The following is a 16595-nucleotide window of genomic DNA, read 5'->3' as shown; positions in this document are numbered from 1 at the left end:
TGCAGCCGTGGGTAGCGCCTAGCCTGGATACGGACGCAGATGGAATCGGGGGCGTTTATAGCCGCCCCGAAATTCGCATTGCTGCATCCAGGCCACCAGCTCTCCGGAGATGAAGTTTGTTATGTGTTCAAGGCTTGGGGTTCGCTTCGTCTGGCGCGGGCAGTTTTGCCAGATCGAGGCCGCGAAGCTGTGTCGGCAGGGCCGGGCGCAAAATGTCCACCAAAACCTCTTTTGCCATCGGGCACTGCTGGCGTTCACGCCAGGCAATCATGTTCTTTGCGCCAACCGAGGGCCCCTTGATGAAGACGCGGCGCAAGAACAGCAGCTCGCCAGTCTGCAAATCGACAACGAGCTCTTCTGTTCCCGCAATGCCTAGCGCACGATCATTCTCGGAGCGGGTGATGCCGCGCCAGGTAAAGCCATAGCGACTACGAATCTCGTTTGTCGGCTCTGGCGCGAGCTTGATGAGTCGTGCGTGCTCTCGATTGCGCGCCCACAACATGACCTCGCCGGGTTTGCGCTGTTGAAAGGGACGAGCAGCCTCCAAACCGGGGGCCAAGACCTCGCTGTAGCGACGCAGTTCTTTCTTGTCTGAGGTGAAGTACGGCTCCTCTGGCCAGGGGCGCATGAAGCGCAGGTAAGAGGGGCCATTGAGATGCCCGTACGCATGGGGATACCTCAGAGCATTCAGGTACTCCTCTTGCGTGACGGGGCGTTCGTAGTAGTTATAGGTCTCTTTCAAGCTGTATTGATTGAAGCCGACGGGACCGAGGAAACCCCTGCCATCCAGCAACACGTAGCTCCTGTCGCCGGAGAGTCGGTGCAGCGATAGTGTTTCTGGCCCCAAGTTTCTATCGCTAACCTGTCCCCAGGGGTCTTCAAGGTAGTAACGATTAAACTGCTCCCAAAGACCTCCACTGTGATAAGGCCTGTCACGCATTTCGAACACGCCATCGACATTGTCGACGCGCCGATAGACCCACTCGCCCGCGTCGTGCTCGCACAGCCACTTGAAGTAGGCGGCTGCAGTTGCTTCATCGTGACGTGCGAGGTCCAGACCATGCGTTTGCGGCACGGCGGCGGGATAGGGGATCGGCGCCGCCCAGGACGGCAATTTGGGCTCCGGAACCTCCTCACGGCAGTCAGGGCTCTGTGCAGGGGCGTACTGTTCGCCAGGCTTACGATTGGGGAGAATGCGGCAGCCTGGCTTGTGGCTGACGAGGCGATTTCCTTCACCCGGCTTGCCTTTGGCGAGCAACTCCCCGTTGACCTCGTACTCCGCGCCGACCGGAAGGCGCTGATACTCTTCCGGGCTGATTTTCATGCGGTACATGCGCGTCTGCCCCGCGGCCGAAGTTGCGCCAAACAAACTGAGTGTGCACGCGCAAAGCAGAACAAACCACGCAAACCCGGCGCGCAGTGCGTCCAGGATCGTCCGGTAGTGCATCGTAAGTCTCCCGATTCGAGGCATTTGAATTGCCGCTACGTATCGCTGTATGGCCGTTTTGTACTGCCTGTGCGTGATCAACGCACGGTGCATCGAGCATACTTTACCGCGCACCCCGGATATTCGTAGGGCGGAACTCCGACGGAGGTTCCGCCATTTCACCAGGTAGCAAACCGCAATGCCGCCTTGCAGGCGGCTGGCGGAACCTCCTTCGGAGTTCCGCCCTACTCTGGCCGGTGCGGCTCAGCGAGATATTCCCGCGTACGCATCTCGATGAGACGCGAGACCGTGCGCGGAAATTCCTGCGCATTAGGGCCTTCGCGATAAAGCTCGGGCGCTTCAGCGGCGGCGCTGACGATGAGCTTGACGCGAGCGTCGTAGAGCACGTCAATGAGCCAGGTAAAGCGGCGCGCTTCGTTGCCCTGCTCCTTGCTCATCACCGGCACGTTTGACAGCAGAAGGGTGTGGTGTTCGCGCGCCAGCTCCAGGTAATCGTTCTGCGAACGCGGCCCCCCGCACAGCACTTCGAAGTCGAACCACACGACGCCGGGCGCGGCCCGACGCGCATGCAGCTTGCGGCCCAGCACGTCCAGCTCGGCAGGCTTGCCAGGCACGCCGGCGATCTCGGCGAAATGGCCGGACAATTTTGCGTCGGTCTCGGGGCCGTTGGGCACGATGAAGGTATTCATGCGTTCGAGTGAACGCAGGCGGTAGTCGGTACCGTCGTCAACTTCGACCACATCGAAGCGCTCTTTCATGAGCTCGATGGTGGGCAGGAAGTTCTGACGTTGCAGGCCATTGGGGTACAGCCCATCCGGCGGGTAGTTGGAGGTCATCACGAACACCACGCCACGCTCGAACAGGGCTTGCAGCAAACGGCCGAGGATCATCGCATCGGCGATGTCCGACACATGGAATTCGTCGAAGCACAGCAGCCGCGTCTTGGTCGCTATCTCGTCGGCCACCTTGGCGAGCGGGTCGTCCTCGTTCGCCGCCGCACGCAGCTGGGCGTGGATGCTCTGCATGAACGAGTGGAAGTGCGCGCGACGCTTGCGTTTATAGGGCACGGCGTCGAAGAAGCTGTCCATGATGAAGCTCTTGCCGCGCCCCACACCACCCCACAGGTAGATGCTGCGCGGCAGGTCAGGATGGATGAAGAGCTTGCGCAACGCCGTACGCCGCGCGGCCTTGAACGCCAGCAGTTCGGTGTACATCGCTTGCAGGCGGTTGACCGCCTTGCGCTGCGCCACGTCGGCCTTGTAGCCGCGCATGGCGAGCTGGGCCTCGTAGGCTTCGATGACGCCGAATTCGGGGACGTTGAGGATTTCGTGGGACATCTGTTCAGGGAGCGCTGAACAACTTCGCGTCATTCCCGCGAGGGCGGGAATCCAGTGTCGTTGCCTGTACGCAAAAAAGTCGCTGGATTCCCGCCTTCGCGGGAATGACGGTCAAGATCAGAAGTGCAACGAACGTTTGTCGACAGCGAGCGCAGCCTCGTGGAACGCTTCCGACAGCGTCGGGTGCGCATGGCAGGTACGGGCGATGTCTTCCGACGACGCACCGAACTCCATCGCGACCACGGCTTCGGCGATCAGCTCCGAAGCATTGGTACCGATGATGTGGGCACCGAGGATCTCGTCGGTTTCGGCATGTGCGATGACCTTGACGAAGCCCGTGGTGTCGCCCTGACCCAGTGCGCGACCGTTGGCGAGGAAGGGAATCTTGCCTTCCTTGAACGGCACGTTGGCAGCCTTGAGCTCCTGCTCGGTCTTGCCGACCCAGGCAATTTCCGGGTGGGTGTAGATGACCCAGGGAATGGTGTTGTGGTTAATGTGACCGGCCTGACCCGAAATCACTTCAGCCACCATCACGCCCTCTTCCATACCCTTGTGCGCGAGCATCGGGCCGGGCACTACGTCGCCGACCGCCCAGACATTGGGCAGGTTGGTAGCGCAGTGCTCGTCGACCTTGATGCGGCCACGCTCATCGAGCGCGAGGCCGACCGCATTGGCGTTGAGGCCGTTGGTGTTGGGCACGCGGCCGACCGCAACGATGAGCTTGTCGACTTCGAGCGTTTGTTCGCCTTCGTCATTCTCATACTTGATGGTGACGCTGTCCTTGCCCGGCGTGACCTCCTTGAGCTGAATGCCGAGGTTGATCTTGAGACCTTGCTTGGTCGTGAAGATCTTCCAGGCTTCCTTGGCGACAGCGGAATCGGCTGCAGCGAGAAAGTCTGGTGCAGCTTCGAGGATGGTGACGTCGGAACCGAGACGCTTCCACACCGAGCCCATTTCGAGGCCGATGACACCGGCACCGATGACGCCAAGGCGCTTGGGCACGGCGTTGATATCGAGTGCGCCAGCGTTGTCGAGGATCAGCTTCTGGTCGACCGCGATGCCCGGCAAGTGACGTGCGGACGAGCCCGTCGCCACGATGACGTGCTTGGTCGTCACGACTTCATCCGCAATTTTCACTTGCCACTTGCCATCGACCTGACCGACAAAGCTGCCGTGACCGGGGAGGAAAGTGACCTTGTACTTCTTGAACAGGCTCTTGATGCCGGTGACCAGCTGCGTGACGATATTCGTCTTGCGCTGGATCATCGTCGGCACGTCGATGGAGACCTTGTCGGCTTTGATGCCGTGCATGACGAACGAGTGGGCAGCCTGGTCATACAGCTCGGAGGAGTGCAGCAGGGCCTTGGAGGGGATGCAACCCACGTTGAGGCAGGTGCCGCCCAGACGCGGTTCGCCCTTGGGGTCGGCATAAGCTTCAGATTCGCAGCAGGCCGTATTGAGGCCCAGTTGCGAGGCACGGATCGCGGCGACATAGCCGGCGGGACCACCACCGATGACGACGACGTCAAACTCTTTCGACATTTTCTTGTCCTTGGCAACGGGGCGCGACCAGCGCGCCCCTTCAAACAACGGCTATCAGATTTCCAGCAGCAGGCGGGCCGGATCTTCCAGCGCTTCCTTCATGGCCACCAGGCCCAGGACGGCTTCACGGCCGTCGATGATGCGGTGGTCGTAGGACATGGCAAAGTAGTTGATCGGGCGGACGACAACCTGACCGTTCTCAACCACTGCGCGGTCCTTGGTGGCGTGGATACCGAGGATCGCCGATTGCGGCGGGTTGATGATCGGGGTCGACAGCATCGAACCGAACACACCACCGTTGGAGATGGAGAAGGTGCCGCCGGTGAGCTCTTCCATGCTGAGCTTGCCATCCTTGGCCTTGGCACCGTACTCGGCGATCTTCTTCTCGATGTCCGCAATGCTCATCTGGTCTGCATTGCGCAGGATGGGCACAACGAGGCCACGCGGCGAACCGACGGCGATACCAATGTCGATGTAGCCGTGATAGACGATGTCATTGCCATCGACCGAGGCGTTGAGGATCGGGAACTTCTTGAGTGCGGCACAGGCGGCCTTGACGAAGAAGGACATGAAGCCGAGCTTGATGCCGTGTTCCTTCTCGAACTTCTCGACGTACTTCTTGCGCAGCTCCATCACGGGGGCCATGTTCACTTCGTTGAACGTGGTCAGGATGGCGTTGGTAGCTTGCGATTGCAGCAGGCGCTCGGCAACGCGGGCACGCAGACGGCTCATCGGCACGCGTTGTTCAGGGCGGTCGGCCAGCACGGATTCGATCGACACCGGTGCAGGCGGTTGCGGCAGCGGCTGACCGGCGCCGACGACGACAGGCACGACGGTCGACACGGTGGCGCTGCTACCGGGGGCGGCAGGCTTGCCGGCGCCGAGGGCGTCAGCCTTGGTGACGCGTCCGCCGGGGCCCGTTCCTTGCACGCTGGCTGCATCAACGCCCTTCTCGGCGAGAATCTTGCGTGCTGCGGGGCCGGTACCGCCAGCACCACCTGCCGATGCCGCAGCCGCGGGGGCCGAGGCCGGAGCAGCAGCGGGGGCTGCAGCAGCGGCCGGTGCGGTATCGCCAGCCTTGGCTTCGGTGTCGATCTGGGCCAGCACATCACCGCTGGTCACGGTCGTACCGTTGCCGATGATGATCTTGACCAGCACGCCATCGGCAGGCGCCGGGGTTTCCAGCACGACCTTGTCGGTCTCGATGTCGATGAGGTTCTGGTCACGCTTGACGGCCTGGCCTTCCTTGGCGTGCCAGCTGACGAGTGTGGCTTCCGACACGGATTCGGAAAGCTGCGGAACTTTGACTTCAATGATCATTTGATTTGTCCTTGGTTTTTATTGTGCGCGGGCGGATCAGTTGGCAGTGCCTTGATCCAGCGGTCCGAACGCACCTTCCACCACTTCCTTCTGTTGTGCGTTGTGCTTGGCGTAGTAACCGACGGCCGGCGATGCAGCGGCCGGGCGGCTGACGAGGTGCAGCGAGACCCCCTTGGGCAGCGAGCGCGACAAGTGCTGACGCGATACGAAGAAGTACCAGCTACCCTGGTTTTCCGGCTCTTCCTGGCACCAGACGACTTCCTTGGCATTGGGGAACTTGGCCAGCTCGGCAGTCAGCGCTTCATCCGGGAAGGGATAGAGCTGTTCGATACGCACGATGGCGACGTCCTTGATGCCCTTGGCATGACGCTCGGCTGCCAGCTCGTAGTAGATCTTGCCGCTGCAGAGCACAACGCGCTTGACCTTCTTGGCATCGAGTTTGTCGACTTCACCGATGACGGTCTGGAAGCCGCCGTTGGCCAGCTCCTCAAGGGTCGAGACAGCATCTTTGTGGCGCAGCAGGGACTTGGGCGTCATGACCACCAGCGGCTTGCGCAGCGGACGAATCATCTGACGGCGCAGCAGGTGAAAGATCTGTGCCGGTGTGGAAGGCACCGTGACCTGCCAGTTATTCTCGGCCGACAGCTGGATGTAACGCTCCAGACGTGCGGACGAATGCTCCGGGCCCTGCCCTTCATAGCCGTGCGGCAGCAGCATGGTGATGCCGGCGAGACGGCCCCACTTGGCTTCACCAGAGCTGATGAACTGATCGATAACAACCTGCGCCCCATTGCCGAAATCGCCGAACTGGGCTTCCCAGATCACGAGTTCATTCGGCTCGGCCGTGGCGTAGCCGTACTCGAAGCCGAGCACGCCGGCTTCCGACAGCACGGAGTCAATCACCACGAACGGTGCCTGGCCTTCCTGGATGTTCTTCAGGGGAACGTGGCTGCCGGCGTCCCACTTCTCGCGGTTCTGATCATGCAGCACGGCATGGCGGTGCACGAAAGTGCCGCGACCGCAGTCCTGGCCCGACACGCGCACACCGTAGCCTTGCGCCACCAGCGAGGCGTAGGCAAGGTTCTCGCCCATGCCCCAGTCAAGCGGACGCTCACCGGCGCCCATGGCCTTGCGGTTCTCGATGACGCGCGACACGGTGGGGTGCAGCGTGAAGCCTGCAGGGATGTCGGTCAGGCGGGCCGACAGACGCTTGAGCTCAGCCATCGGCACGGTCGTATCGGCAGCATCGGTGTAGTCCTTCTTGAGGAAGGGCGTCCAGTCCTGTGCGTACTTGCGGGTGTGGCCCGACAGTGCCGGGTTGTACAGCAGCTCACCACGGTCGAGGTGCTCGCGGTAGCTGGCGATGATCTGCTCGGGCTCGTCCGCCGCACAGACACCCTGACCGACGAGTTTGTCGGCGTACAGCTTGCGCGTACCGGGGTGCTGGCCGATCTTCTTGTACATCAGCGGCTGGGTGACCATGGGCTCGTCGGCCTCGTTGTGGCCGAGCTTGCGGTAGCACAGCAGGTCGATGACCACGTCCTTCTTGAAGGTCTGGCGGAACTCGACAGCCAGTTGGCAAACGAGTGCCACAGCTTCGGGATCGTCACCATTGACGTGGAAGATCGGTGCTTCGGCCATCTTGAAGATGTCCGTGCAGTAGATCGAGGAGCGTGCATCACGCGGATCGGAAGTCGTGAAACCGATCTGGTTGTTGATGATGATGTGCACTGCACCGCCAACGCCGTAACCGCGCGTCTGGCTGAAGTTGAGGATTTCCTGGTTGATGCCCTGGCCGGCCACGGCGGCATCGCCGTGGATGAGGATGGGCAGCGCCTGTTCCTGCTTGCCGTCACGACGCTTCTGGCGCGCGAACACCGAGCCCAGCACGACCGGATTGACGATTTCGAGGTGGGACGGGTTGAACGCCAGCGTGAGGTGTACCGGGCCGCCAGCGGTATTCACGTCGCTGGAGAAACCCATGTGGTACTTCACGTCACCGGCGGTGAGGTCGCTTGCAGCCTTGCCTTCGAATTCGGAGAACAGGGTCGAGGGGCTCTTGCCCAGCGTGTTGACCAGCACGTTCAGACGACCACGGTGGGCCATGCCGATCACGATGTCCTGCACGCCTTGCGCACCGGCAGTGTTGATCAGGTTGTCCATCGCGACGATGGCCGATTCGCCGCCTTCGAGCGAGAAACGCTTCTGGCCGACGTAGCGGGTGTGGAGGTACTTCTCAAGCGTCTCGGCAGCGGTCAGGCGTTCGAGGATGCGCTTCTTCTGCTCGGTCGGCAGCGTGGCGGTCGAACGGATCGGCTCCAGGCGCGACTGGATCCAGCGCTTCTGGGCGATGTCCGAGATGTACATGTACTCGGCGCCGATCGAGCCGCAGTAGGTCTGGCGCAGGGCTTCGAGGATTTCGCGCAGCGTGGCTTGCGGGTTCTGCTGGAACTGGAAGGAACCGATGGCAAACGGGGCCGACAGATCAGCCTCGGTGAAGCCGTAGTGCGAGGGCTCCAGCTCCGGGATCGCGGGGCGCTCCTGGCGCTTGAGCGGATCGATCTGCGCCCAGCGGTTTCCAAGGAAGCGGTAGGCGTTGATCATCTGCAGCACGCCGACCTGACGCTTGTCGGCCACGCCGTTGGTGTTGGCGGCGAACTTGCTTTGCTTGGCCATTTGCGCAAACGAGGCGATGACGGGCGCATGCGCCACGTCGCGGCCAGCGCCTGGCATGTTCTGCAGCTGGTCGAAGTAATCGCGCCACTGATCCGGCACGCCGGCCGGATTCTCCAGATAGGTCTCGTAGAGCTCCTCAATGAACGGCGCGTTGGAGCCGAACAGGTAGGAGTTCGTGAGGAAGGGTTTCATCATTATTTGTTCACCTCTTCTATGTGATCAGGGCCGCGTGCAGCTCAGCGCAGCGACATCGGCGTCACGCTGCGAGGCGTAGCGCCGGTGTAGAGCTGACGGGGACGGCCAATCTTCTGTTCGGGGTCACCGATCATTTCGTTCCACTGCGCAATCCAGCCGATGGTGCGGGCCAGTGCAAAGATGCCGGTGAACAGCGGCACGGGGATGCCCATGGCCTTCTGCACGATGCCGGAGTAGAAATCGACGTTCGGGTAGAGCTTGCGGGACACGAAGTACTCGTCTTCCAGCGCGATCTTTTCGAGTGCCATGGCGAGCTTGAACATCGGGTCGTCCTGCAGGCCCAGTTCGCTCAGCACTTCGTGACAGGTCTCGCGCATCAGCGTGGCGCGCGGATCGTAGTTCTTGTAAACACGGTGACCGAAGCCCATCAGCTTGACGCCGGAGTTCTTGTCCTTGACCTTGGCGATGAACTCACCAATCTTCTCGACACCGCCCTGCTGCATGATGTCTTCCAGCATCACGAGGCAAGCTTCGTTGGCGCCGCCGTGTGCCGGACCCCACAGACAGGCGATGCCGGCTGCGATACAGGCGAAGGGGTTGGCGCCCGACGAACCGGACAGACGCACGGTCGAGGTCGAAGCGTTCTGCTCGTGGTCAGCGTGCAGGATCAGGATGCGGTCGAGTGCGCGAGCCAGCACGGGATTCGGCTTGTACTCTTCGCACGGCGTCGCGAACATCATGTGCAGGAAGTTCTCGGCGTAGCCCAGATCGTTGCGCGGGAACATGAAGGGCTGACCCACGGTGTACTTGTAGGCCATCGCAACGATGGTCGGCATCTTTGCGATCAGGCGGATCGCAGCGATGTTGCGGTGCTCGGGGTTGGAGATGTCCAGCGAGTCTTGGTAATAGGCAGACAGCGCGCCCACCACGCCGACGAGGATGGCCATCGGGTGCGCATCGCGACGGAAGCCCTGGTACAGACGTGTCAGCTGCTCATGCACCATGGTGTGCTTGCGCACCGTGCCTTCGAATTCGTCGTACTGCACCTTGTTGGGCAGCTCGCCGTTCTTGAGCAGGTAGCAGGTTTCGAGGAAGTTGCAGTTCTCAGCCAGGTTGGCGATGGGGTAGCCGCGATACATCAGCTCGCCCTTGTCACCGTCGATGTAGGTGATCGAGGACTTGCAGGCGGCCGTCGACATGAAGCCGGGGTCAAAGGTGAAGGCGCCAGACTTCGCATAGAGCGAACGGATGTCGATGACATCCGGCCCGACGCTGCCGGAAAGAACGGGGAACTCGTAGGACTGACCGTCCAGGGTCAGGGTGGCATTACGCGGGGTCGTCATGATTTCTATCCCTTCAACAGAACCGAGGTTTACATCGAGGTTTAAATAGTTCCTGCACAATCCGGTGCGCGACTCTTCAGCAGCGTCACCATCGATTTCCAGCGCTCTACTTCACAGTCTTTCGTGCCGTTCAGCATCGCCCAGAGCTCGTGGTCATCGCAGACCAGCAGATCAAGCAGGTTGTCCAGCTGAGCCGCATCCAGCGCCTCCAGGTCATTCTGGAGAAAGCGGGTGAAAAAGAGGTCAAGCTCCAGCAACCCACGGCGGGCTCGCCATTTCACCTTCTCACGCTGGGCATGCAGGCTCATGGCTCACACAGCTCGCGACAGCATCAATTCCTTGATCTTGCCGATCGCCTTGGTCGGGTTGAGGTGCTTGGGGCACACATCCACACAGTTCATGATCGTGTGGCAACGGAACAGGCGATACGGGTCTTCAAGGTTATCGAGGCGCTCGTTGGTCTCTTCGTCGCGCGTATCAGCGATGAAACGGTAAGCAGCAAGCAGGCCAGCCGGGCCGACGAACTTGTCAGGGTTCCACCAGAAGCTCGGGCAGCTCGTCGAGCAGCAGGCGCACAGGATGCACTCGTAGAGGCCGTTGAGCTCCTCGCGTTCTTCCGGCGTCTGCAGGCGCTCGCGCTCCGGTGCCGGCGTGTTGTTGACCACGTAGGGCTTGATCGAGTGGTACTGCTTGAAGAACTGAGTCATATCGACGATGAGGTCGCGAATGACCGGCAGGCCAGGCAGCGGACGCAGCGTGATCGGCTGCGCGAGACTGTCGATGTCGGTCAGGCAGGCCAGGCCGTTCTTGCCGTTGATGTTCATCGCGTCCGAACCACACACGCCTTCACGGCAGGAACGGCGGTAGGACATCGAATCGTCCTTGGCCTTCAGCTTGGTCAGGGCATCGAGCAGCTTGCGGTCCGACGGGTCAAGCTCGACCGAAATGTCCTGCATGTAGGGCGCTGCGTCCTTGTCCGGGTCGTAGCGGTAGATCTTGAAATTGACAACGCGGTTGGTCATTTCATGGGCTCCGGGATCAGTACGCGCGCGTCTTCAGCGCAACGGTTTCAACGGTCAGCGGCGTGAGGTTCACCGGCTTGTATTCGAGGCGGTTGCCATCGCGATACCACAGGGTGTGCTTGAGCCAGTTCTTGTCATCGCGGCCGTTCGGATTCTCCGGGGTGTCCGGTGCATCGTCACGCACGTGGGCACCACGCGATTCGGTACGCGCGTTGGCCGACAACATGGTGGCCTTGGCAACCTCGATCAGGTTTTCCAGCTCCAGCGCCTCGATACGTGCGGTATTCCAGACCATGGATTTGTCCTTGATCTCGGTCTGCTGCACAGCCTTTTCGATCTCGAGGATCTTGTCGACACCCTGTTGCAGCATGTCCTTGAAGCGGAACACGCCGGCATGCGCCTGCATCGTGCGCTGCATGGCCAGACGCGTCTCGGCCACATCCGCGCCGTTGGTCTGTGTGTTCAGGCGATTGACGCGCGCCAGCGCCTTGTCGATCTCGCCTTGCGGGATCTCGGGCAGCGCTGCGGGCTCGTTGCGGATGAACTCGACCATCGATTCGCCCGAACTCTTGCCGAAGACCAGCAGGTCGAGCAGCGAGTTCGTGCCAAGGCGGTTGGCACCGTGCACCGAGGCACAGGCACATTCGCCGGCAGCGTAGAAACCGGGGATGACATTGCCGTAATCAACCACTTCGCCACGGTAGTTGGTGGGGATACCACCCATCTGGTAGTGGCAGGTCGGCACGACAGGGATCGGCGCCTTGATCGGGTCGGTACCGGCGAACTGGATGGAGATTTCGCGAATGCCCGGCAGACGCTTGTTGATCACGTCGGCATCAAGGTGGGTGATGTCCAGCATCACGTGATCCTTGTTGGGACCACAGCCGCGACCTTCGTTGATTTCCGTGACCATGGCACGCGAGACGACGTCACGCGAAGCGAGGTCCTTGGCATTCGGTGCATAGCGTTCCATGAAGCGCTCGCCCGAAGCGTTGCGCAGGATTCCGCCCTCGCCACGCACGCCTTCGGTAATCAGCACGCCCGCGCCAGCCACGCCGGTCGGGTGGAACTGCCAGAACTCCATGTCTTCCAGCGGAATGCCGGCACGCGCCGCCATGCCCACGCCGTCACCGGTGTTGATGAAGGCATTGGTCGAGGAGTAGTAGATGCGACCGGCACCGCCGGTGGCGAACAGCGTAGCCTTGGCCTGGAACACGGTGATCTCGCCGGTTTCCATTTCCATGGCGATTACGCCGAGCACACGGCCGTCTGCAGCACGCAGCAGATCGAGCGCCATCCATTCGACGAAGAACTGCGTATTCGCACGCACGTTGCGCTGATACAGCGCGTGCAACATGGCGTGACCGGTACGGTCAGCCGCCGCACAGGCGCGGCGCACAGGCTTCTCACCGAAATTGGACATATGACCGCCGAAGGGACGCTGGTAAATCTTGCCTTCGTCGGTACGGTCAAACGGCATGCCATAGTGCTCAAGCTCGACGACGACTTGCGGCGCCTGCTTGCACATGAACTCGATGGCGTCCTGGTCACCGAGCCAGTCGGAGCCCTTGACCGTGTCATACATGTGCCAGGTCCAGTGGTCAGGCTCGGAGTTACCCAGCGAAGCCGACACCCCACCCTGCGCCGCAACGGTATGCGAACGGGTCGGAAAAACCTTGGAAATGACGGCGGTCTTGAGACCGGACTCCGCCAGGGTCACCGCAGCGCGCATGCCGGCACCACCGGCACCGACGATCACTGCATCAAACGTACGCTTGGCGACTTTCAATTAGAGCCTCCACAGAATCTGGGCTGCCCAGCCGGCGTAGCCGATGAGCAAAAGAGCGGTAATGGCGTGCAGGGTCAGGCGCACACTGATGGGCTTCACGTAATCCATCCAGATGTCGCGAACGCCAATCCAGGCGTGATAGAACAGCGACAGGAAGAACAGGAAGGTAATGAAACGCATGAAGCCGCCAGCGAACAGGCTGCGCCACGAAGCGTTATCCCAGGCTGGCATGAAGAAGATCACGTTGATCGCGAAGATCAGCGTGTAGAGCGCCATCACGACGGCGGTCAGGCGCTGGATCAGCCAGTCGCGGAAGCCGTAGTGGGCACCGACTACAAGACGTTTCACCATGTGAAGACTCCGATCGCAACGGTCAGGCCGAGGCTCACAGCCAGCACGACAGCGGCGGTGAAGCGCGCTTGCGGCAGTTCGATGCCCTTGTGCATATCAAGCAGGAGAAAGCGGATGCCTGCACAGAAATGATGCAGGTAGGCCCAGAGAAGACCCAGAAGGATCAGCTTGACGAAAGGATTGCCGATGACGGCACGGAAGCTCTCCAACTGCTCGGGGGAGCCCAGGCTTGCGCCGAAGAGCCACACCAGCAGCGGCAAACAGAGGAAGAGACCTGCACCGCTGACACGGTGGAGAATCGAAACAAACCCTGGCAGTGGCAACCGGATCTTGACCAGATCCAGATGCTTGGGCCGTGGCTTGCTGACGCTAGCTTCTGCCATACCTTGCACCTCCACAAATCATGCAGCGTCGCGCGCTGCTCTATTGAAACGATCCTGCACAAACACCCTGCGCGCCCTCAGCCTCAGCTGAGCTCGTTCAGGTAAAAATGTTCTGCCGTCGAATACAGCCCCCGCCGCCACTCGACCGGCTTATCGCCATACGTATAAGCAACACGCTCTACGGACAACAAGGGCGTGTGTTCTGGCACACCCAGCAACTCCGCCGGCGCGCGCTCGGCCGCCACAGCACGGATACGTTCGGACGCACGAATCATGCGCAAGCCGAAGCGTGTTTCGAAAAGGCTATACAGCGAGCCCTCCCAGTCCTGCAACATCTCCAGGGACAAGCCCTGAAACACTTCTCCCGGCAGGTAGATCTCATCGACCACTACCGGCTTGGTATCGAACTTCAACAGACGGCGGATAATGGTCAGCGGACTACCCATCGCCACCTGAAGATTCTTCGACGCCTCCTGTCCGGCCCGCGCCTTCCAGCATTCCAGCGGCATGCTCACCGGCTGCGCGCCGCCGCCCGACAGGGGCACCAGGCGCAGGAAGCGGAATAATGCTCGCGGATCATGATGCGAGGCAACAAACGTTCCTTTGCCTTGACGACGCAACAGGATGTTTTCTGAAGAGAGCTCGTCAATGGCCTTGCGCACGGTCCCCTGGCTGACACCAAACCGGGTTGCCAGATCCTGCTCACTCGGGATGGCCTGACCCGGCGTCCACTCCCCTGCCTCAAGTGCCTGAAGAATCAGGGTCTTGATTTGTTGGTACAACGGACTGAAAGTCGGCGACAGGTGTGCCATGGACGGCATTGAAGCACAAAAAATTCAAAACATCCACATTCACTCTTGCGTCTTATATAAGACATATGTTAGCTTTTGACGAACATGACTGAACGGGTGTATTCTCGGCACGTTTCGCAATCTAGGCAACGAACCGCACAAGGAATGCTGCATGGCAAGAAATGCTGCGCTACATTCACAGCTGTGCCGTTCCGTGCCACCTGCTCCGCTTCTCCTGTTGTCATATGAGAAGCAGCAGCTGGAACGCATCCCCCGATCTGCGGCAACGGCGTCTCTCCCCGATGATTTTTAGACCAGCGATCCACTGATCCAGGAGTTTTCAATGTCCAAGTCCCCCATTCGCGTCACCGTCACCGGCGCTGCCGGTCAAATTGGTTACAGCCTGCTGTTCCGCATTGCCAGTGGCGAAATGCTCGGCAAAGACCAACCGGTGATCCTCCAGCTGCTCGACCTGCCGCAAGCGCAAAAGGCGGTCAAGGGCGTGATGATGGAACTGGAAGACTGTGCCTTCCCGCTGCTGGCCGGCATGATCGCCACGGACGACCCCAACGTTGCCTTCAAGGATTCGCAAGCGGCCCTGCTCGTCGGCGCGCGTCCGCGCGGCCCCGGCATGGAACGCAAGGACCTGCTGGCTGAAAACGCCAAGATCTTCACCGTACAAGGCGCCGCCATCGGCCAGTACGCTGACCCGAACTGCCGCGTGCTGGTTGTCGGCAACCCCTGCAACACCAACGCCTACATCGCCAAGGAGACCGCCAAGAAGTTCGGCCGCGTTCCTGCCAAGAACTTCACCGCCATGCTGCGCCTGGACCACAACCGCGCCCTGTCGCAACTGGCCTCCAAGTCGGGCCGCGACGTCGCTTCGCTGAAGAACCTCGTCGTGTGGGGCAACCACTCGCCGACGATGTACGCCGACTACCGCTTCGTCACCAGCAACGGTGACAACGTCAAGACGCTGATCAATGACGAAACCTGGAACCGTGAAACCTTCCTGCCCACCGTCGGCAAGCGTGGCGCGGCGATCATCGAAGCACGTGGTCTGTCGTCGGCCGCATCTGCCGCCAACGCCGCCATTGATCACATGCGCGACTGGTTCCTCGGCTCGAACGGCGAATGGGTCACCATGGGTATCGAATCCGATGGCTCCTACGGCATCCCGGCCGGCATCATCTATGGCGTGCCCGTGATCTGCGCAAACGGTGAATACACCCGCGTGCAAGGTCTGGAAATCGACGAGTTCTCGCGCGAGAAGATGAACTTCACGCTGAAGGAACTCGAAGAAGAGCGCGCTGGCGTCGCAGACTTGCTGGCCTGAGGTCGCTGAGGGAAACGGGAAGAACATGAGCACGCGTCAGCATCCTGATACCGTGCTGCTCACCGAGGGGCGGCAACTCCCCTCGCTTCCCGTAGTCGACCACTACGCCGGCAGCGAAAAGCTGATGCGTCGCGCGATGGCCATGCAGGTTGAATATTCGCGCGACGGCATCCCGGCCATCGATATCACCTTTGATTGCGAAGACGGCGCTGCCGTTGGCAACGAGCGCCAGCATGCCGAACTCGTGGCTTCGCTGCTGATGAGCCCGGAGAACCAGTTCGGTCGCATCGGTGTGCGCATCCACGATGTCACGCACCCATGCTGGCTGGCCGATCTGCAATGCCTGATTCGCAAAGCCGGTCCGCGCATCGCTTATGTCACGCTACCCAAGGCGCGTAGCCTTGATGACGTCAAGCTGGCTCTGCATGCGCTGCGCGACTGTGAAGCGCAGCACCACATCGTCCGCCACGCGCCCCGCCCGATCCCCTTGCATGTGCTGATCGAAACGCATGGTGCACTGCGTGATGTGTGGGCCATTGCCACGCTGCCCGGTGTCGAGTCGCTGGACTTCGGTCTCATGGACTTCGTCAGCAGCCATCATGGCGCGCTGGACGCCAGCACCATGACAAGCCCCGGACAGTTCGATCACCCCCTGCTGCGTCGCGCGAAGTCCGACATCGTTGCGGCCGCGCTGGCCCATGCCATCGTACCAACGCACAACGTTACGACCGAGCTGCGCGATCAGGCACGGATTCTGCAAGATGCAGGACGTGCGCGGCAGGAGTTTGGTTTTCTGCGCATGTGGAGCATTCATCCCAACCAGGTTGAGGCCATCCTCGCCGCCATGCGCCCCGATGGCGGTGCACTGCAGGAGGCCACCGACATCCTCGGCGCCGCGCAGGACGCGGACTGGGGTCCGACACAGCGGGACGGACAGCTTCACGACCGCGCGTCTTATCGTTATTACTGGAACCTGCTCAAGCGGGCCCATGCCATCGGCTGCGACATGCCGGCGGCAGCCCGCAAGCGCTTTTTTGAACTTCACTGACACATACCCCAAGCT

At 61.1% G+C, this 16595-nt stretch carries 14 protein-coding genes; 2 read left to right on the top strand and 12 right to left on the bottom strand.

Going from position 1 to position 16595, the window contains the following annotated elements:
* Nucleotides 1-127 precede the first annotated feature (127 nt).
* From ABEA02_RS06145 to ABEA02_RS06090, 12 genes are all read right to left on the bottom strand, one after another.
* A complete protein-coding gene (locus ABEA02_RS06145) occupies nt 128-1447 on the bottom strand; it encodes a hypothetical protein (protein ID WP_345531993.1) in 1320 nt (439 codons plus the stop codon).
* A 224-nt stretch (nt 1448-1671) separates the two neighbouring features.
* Nucleotides 1672-2784, bottom strand: a complete 1113-nt coding sequence (gene zapE / locus ABEA02_RS06140) for a cell division protein ZapE (protein WP_345531992.1) — start codon at nt 2782-2784, stop codon at nt 1672-1674.
* 117 nt (nt 2785-2901) lie between these two features.
* Nucleotides 2902-4326, bottom strand: coding sequence for a dihydrolipoyl dehydrogenase (lpdA, locus tag ABEA02_RS06135; protein WP_345531991.1), 1425 nt, complete (start codon nt 4324-4326; stop codon nt 2902-2904).
* Nucleotides 4327-4380: 54 nt separating this feature from the next.
* On the bottom strand, nt 4381-5646 hold the full coding sequence (gene odhB / locus ABEA02_RS06130) for a 2-oxoglutarate dehydrogenase complex dihydrolipoyllysine-residue succinyltransferase (RefSeq protein WP_345531990.1): 1266 nt from the start codon (nt 5644-5646) through the stop codon (nt 4381-4383).
* 36 nt (nt 5647-5682) lie between these two features.
* Nucleotides 5683-8514, bottom strand: a complete 2832-nt coding sequence (locus tag ABEA02_RS06125; RefSeq protein WP_425584667.1) for a 2-oxoglutarate dehydrogenase E1 component — start codon at nt 8512-8514, stop codon at nt 5683-5685.
* A 44-nt stretch (nt 8515-8558) separates the two neighbouring features.
* Nucleotides 8559-9860: a citrate synthase gene (gene gltA / locus ABEA02_RS06120; RefSeq protein ID WP_345531988.1), complete on the bottom strand. Its 1302-nt coding sequence runs from the start codon at nt 9858-9860 to the stop codon at nt 8559-8561.
* 41 nt (nt 9861-9901) lie between these two features.
* Nucleotides 9902-10168: an FAD assembly factor SdhE gene (locus ABEA02_RS06115; protein ID WP_345531987.1), complete on the bottom strand. Its 267-nt coding sequence runs from the start codon at nt 10166-10168 to the stop codon at nt 9902-9904.
* A gap of 3 nt (nt 10169-10171) precedes the next feature.
* The gene (locus ABEA02_RS06110; protein ID WP_345531986.1) at nt 10172-10882 is read right to left on the bottom strand and encodes a succinate dehydrogenase iron-sulfur subunit; all 711 of its coding nucleotides are present in this window, start codon (nt 10880-10882) and stop codon (nt 10172-10174) included.
* Nucleotides 10883-10898: 16 nt separating this feature from the next.
* The gene (gene sdhA, locus ABEA02_RS06105; RefSeq protein ID WP_345531985.1) at nt 10899-12671 is read right to left on the bottom strand and encodes a succinate dehydrogenase flavoprotein subunit; all 1773 of its coding nucleotides are present in this window, start codon (nt 12669-12671) and stop codon (nt 10899-10901) included.
* Nucleotides 12672-13022 (bottom strand): succinate dehydrogenase, hydrophobic membrane anchor protein, encoded by a 351-nt coding sequence (gene sdhD, locus ABEA02_RS06100; protein WP_345531984.1) that lies wholly within the window; start codon nt 13020-13022, stop codon nt 12672-12674. It lies immediately after the preceding gene.
* The gene (gene sdhC / locus ABEA02_RS06095) at nt 13016-13405 is read right to left on the bottom strand and encodes a succinate dehydrogenase, cytochrome b556 subunit (RefSeq protein WP_345531983.1); all 390 of its coding nucleotides are present in this window, start codon (nt 13403-13405) and stop codon (nt 13016-13018) included. Before sdhC ends, sdhD begins: the two co-directional genes overlap by 7 nt.
* Nucleotides 13406-13488: 83 nt before the next feature.
* Nucleotides 13489-14217 carry a GntR family transcriptional regulator gene (locus ABEA02_RS06090; RefSeq protein WP_345531982.1) on the bottom strand — a complete coding sequence of 243 codons (729 nt, stop codon included), beginning with the start codon at nt 14215-14217 and terminating at the stop codon, nt 13489-13491.
* Nucleotides 14218-14539: 322 nt separating this feature from the next.
* Here ABEA02_RS06090 and ABEA02_RS06085 point away from each other — a divergent pair, with 322 nt between their 5' ends.
* Together ABEA02_RS06085 and ABEA02_RS06080 are read left to right on the top strand one after the other, a co-directional pair.
* Nucleotides 14540-15532 carry a malate dehydrogenase gene (locus tag ABEA02_RS06085; protein ID WP_345531981.1) on the top strand — a complete coding sequence of 331 codons (993 nt, stop codon included), beginning with the start codon at nt 14540-14542 and terminating at the stop codon, nt 15530-15532.
* A 25-nt stretch (nt 15533-15557) separates the two neighbouring features.
* A complete protein-coding gene (locus tag ABEA02_RS06080) occupies nt 15558-16580 on the top strand; it encodes an HpcH/HpaI aldolase/citrate lyase family protein (protein WP_345531980.1) in 1023 nt (340 codons plus the stop codon).
* Nucleotides 16581-16595 lie beyond the last annotated feature (15 nt).

Origin of the sequence: Viridibacterium curvum, from assembly GCF_039544165.1 — a bacterium.
Lineage (GTDB): Bacteria > Pseudomonadota > Gammaproteobacteria > Burkholderiales > Rhodocyclaceae > Viridibacterium > Viridibacterium curvum.
This window is presented reverse-complemented; position numbering and strand designations above follow the sequence as displayed.

Bases quoted from the DNA above. Each gene is read 5' to 3' on its own strand.
- odhB (WP_345531990.1), bottom strand. From the start codon at position 5,646: ATGATCATTGAAGTCAAAGTTCCGCAGCTTTCCGAATCCGTGTCGGAA.
- ABEA02_RS06085 (WP_345531981.1), top strand. From the start codon at position 14,540: ATGTCCAAGTCCCCCATTCGCGTCACCGTCACCGGCGCTGCCGGTCAA.
- zapE (WP_345531992.1), bottom strand. From the start codon at position 2,784: ATGTCCCACGAAATCCTCAACGTCCCCGAATTCGGCGTCATCGAAGCC.
- ABEA02_RS06080 (WP_345531980.1), top strand. From the start codon at position 15,558: ATGAGCACGCGTCAGCATCCTGATACCGTGCTGCTCACCGAGGGGCGG.
- sdhC (WP_345531983.1), bottom strand. From the start codon at position 13,405: ATGGCAGAAGCTAGCGTCAGCAAGCCACGGCCCAAGCATCTGGATCTG.
- ABEA02_RS06145 (WP_345531993.1), bottom strand. From the start codon at position 1,447: ATGCACTACCGGACGATCCTGGACGCACTGCGCGCCGGGTTTGCGTGG.
- ABEA02_RS06090 (WP_345531982.1), bottom strand. From the start codon at position 14,217: ATGGCACACCTGTCGCCGACTTTCAGTCCGTTGTACCAACAAATCAAG.
- lpdA (WP_345531991.1), bottom strand. From the start codon at position 4,326: ATGTCGAAAGAGTTTGACGTCGTCGTCATCGGTGGTGGTCCCGCCGGC.
- sdhD (WP_345531984.1), bottom strand. From the start codon at position 13,022: ATGGTGAAACGTCTTGTAGTCGGTGCCCACTACGGCTTCCGCGACTGG.
- ABEA02_RS06110 (WP_345531986.1), bottom strand. From the start codon at position 10,882: ATGACCAACCGCGTTGTCAATTTCAAGATCTACCGCTACGACCCGGAC.
- gltA (WP_345531988.1), bottom strand. From the start codon at position 9,860: ATGACGACCCCGCGTAATGCCACCCTGACCCTGGACGGTCAGTCCTAC.
- ABEA02_RS06125 (WP_425584667.1), bottom strand. From the start codon at position 8,514: ATGAAACCCTTCCTCACGAACTCCTACCTGTTCGGCTCCAACGCGCCG.
- ABEA02_RS06115 (WP_345531987.1), bottom strand. From the start codon at position 10,168: ATGAGCCTGCATGCCCAGCGTGAGAAGGTGAAATGGCGAGCCCGCCGT.